At 63.5% G+C, this 1,984-nt stretch carries 3 protein-coding genes; 1 reads left to right on the forward strand and 2 read right to left on the reverse strand.

Annotated features, from left to right (window positions below):
- Together EOD15_RS33540 and EOD15_RS33545 are read right to left on the reverse strand one after the other, a co-directional pair.
- The coding region (locus EOD15_RS33540; protein ID WP_148129797.1) for a YbaK/EbsC family protein at positions 1-369 on the reverse strand (369 nt) is incomplete at its 3' end.
- A 187-nt stretch (positions 370-556) separates the two neighbouring features.
- Positions 557-841 (reverse strand): helix-turn-helix transcriptional regulator, encoded by a 285-nt coding sequence (locus EOD15_RS33545; protein ID WP_127320647.1) that lies wholly within the window; start codon positions 839-841, stop codon positions 557-559.
- Positions 842-1,124: 283 nt separating this feature from the next.
- Here EOD15_RS33545 and EOD15_RS33550 point away from each other — a divergent pair, with 283 nt between their 5' ends.
- Positions 1,125-1,739 (forward strand): hypothetical protein, encoded by a 615-nt coding sequence (locus tag EOD15_RS33550; RefSeq protein ID WP_127272079.1) that lies wholly within the window; start codon positions 1,125-1,127, stop codon positions 1,737-1,739.
- The last annotated feature ends 245 nt before the right edge of the window (positions 1,740-1,984 follow it).

Consider the following 1,984-nt stretch of genomic DNA (forward strand, 5'->3'; position numbering starts at 1 on the left):
GGGCACCACCTCTTCAAACTCGCGCAGCGACACGTCGCAATAGACCGGCAGCGGCGCCGGCAGGCCGAACGGGCAGACGCCGCCGACCGGGTGGCTGGTCGCTTCGACAACCTCGGCGGCGTCGAGCATGCGCGGCTTGCCGCCGAACTGGTCCTTGAACTTGCGGTTATCCAGCCTGGCGATGCCGCTGGTCACCACCAGCATGGTGCGGTCGCCGACGCGCAGGCAGATCGTCTTGGCGATCTGGGCCGGCAGCACGCCATGCGCCTCGGCCGCCAGGGTCACCGTCGCCGAGCTCGCCTGCGTGACGATGACATCGATGTCGGGCGCGTGGGCGGCGAAGAAGGCACGAACGGATTCCAGGCTCATATCGAAAACCCATGGCTCAAAAAGCTTGATGGACGGCAGATTGCGGTTCGGCAGCCGGGGGCCGCCGCGCGTATAAGCACGTGCGATAGACGGATCGGCAAGCCCCAGGCTGAAGCAGACGCCGCGGCAGGTACAAAGAAACCCGCCAAGGAGCCTTGGCGGGTTCTCTGGAATGCGTGGTGCGGATCTACGCCAGCGATCGGCCTTGCGCCGCGGGCGTCGGCGCAGCCGGGGTGATCAGAGCCTCCTGGGGAAGGTGAAGCGCGGACACAATACGACGCAGCTTCGACGGGTCGGTCACTCTGCCGCTTTCGATATCCTCAATCTCGTCCACCGCCAGGCCGCATGTCAGGGAGAGCTCTTCCACGCTGTAACCGCGGGTCTCCCGCATCGCTCTGAGGGTGTTGTAATCTGGCCCGCTCCCGTTGGTTGCCGGTTCGGAGTGGGGTTCGCTTTTCGCATTATGGGGCATTGGCAACTCCATGACTGAAAGAGTTTGATCAAATGAGGAGTGTTGCCTGAGACGGTCGGGAAGATGCCCTCTCGCCGGCGATTTGCCAAGAGCCAAAAGGGCCGTCACGGGATCGTGAACCAGGTGCTTGGCGCGGCCCTCTCGCGCACACGTCGCGATCAAGTTGTTTTGAAGGTCCGATCAGCCTTTTGCCGGCAGTTTCGCCGCGCTCGTTCGTTATCTCCGGATCGCTGGCGTGAAACCATCCGGTTCCAGCCGGCTCGTTCCCGGAAGGATCTTTGCAATGAACCTGAAGACAGTCATGGTCGTGCTCGGCACGATTTCCAGCCTTTCCGTCGCCGGCGCGGGCGCCGCCCAGGCCGCAGACGCGCTGCGTGTGCGCGGCACGGTGGTCAGTTTCGAGCCCACGCTGCTCACCGTGAAAACGCGCCAGGGCGATACCGATGCGATCAAGCTCAAGGCTGGCTGGAAGATCTCGGGCGTCGCCAACGCCTCGGCAAAGGACATCAAGCAGGGCGATTTCCTCGGTATTGCCTCCGTTTCGAAAGCGGATGGCGGCAGCGGCGCCCTGGAGGTGGTGGTTTTTCCGGCCGCGCTGAAAGGCACTGGCGAGGGCGACCGTCCCTGGGACCTGCAGCCAAACAGCCGGATGACCAACGGCACCGTCGCCGACGTTACCGATATAAGCGGGCGATCCGTCACCCTGACCTATGACAATGGCCAGACCAAGAAGATCTCGATCCCCGACACCACGCCCGTCGTGACCTTCGCGCCGGCGACGCCGACCGACCTCAAGCCGGGTGCGACGGTCTTCGTCACCGCTGAGCGGGGCAGCGACGGCGCGCTGAGCGCCAGCCGCGTCGTGGTCGGAACCAACGGCGTCGTGCCACCGATGTAGTCGAACAGGCGGCCGATGGCCGCCTCTCGATCTTGCCGTGCGTGGTGACGGGAGACTGGATTGGGCAGAAACAGTCCAGAAACAAAATTCTACAATCGGGAAATACTGACGAAAAAATTCAGGCGCGTAATTCCATTCGCGGCGGCCGGGCTATCGCCCCGATCCATGTGCGCCCGCGAAACAAAAGGAAACCATCCATGAAGAAGTCCCTCCTCTCGGCCCTCGGGCTTGCAGTTGCATTGGCT

The organism is Mesorhizobium sp. M7A.T.Ca.US.000.02.2.1 (genome assembly GCF_003996995.1).
Taxonomy (GTDB): Bacteria; Pseudomonadota; Alphaproteobacteria; order Rhizobiales; family Rhizobiaceae; genus Mesorhizobium.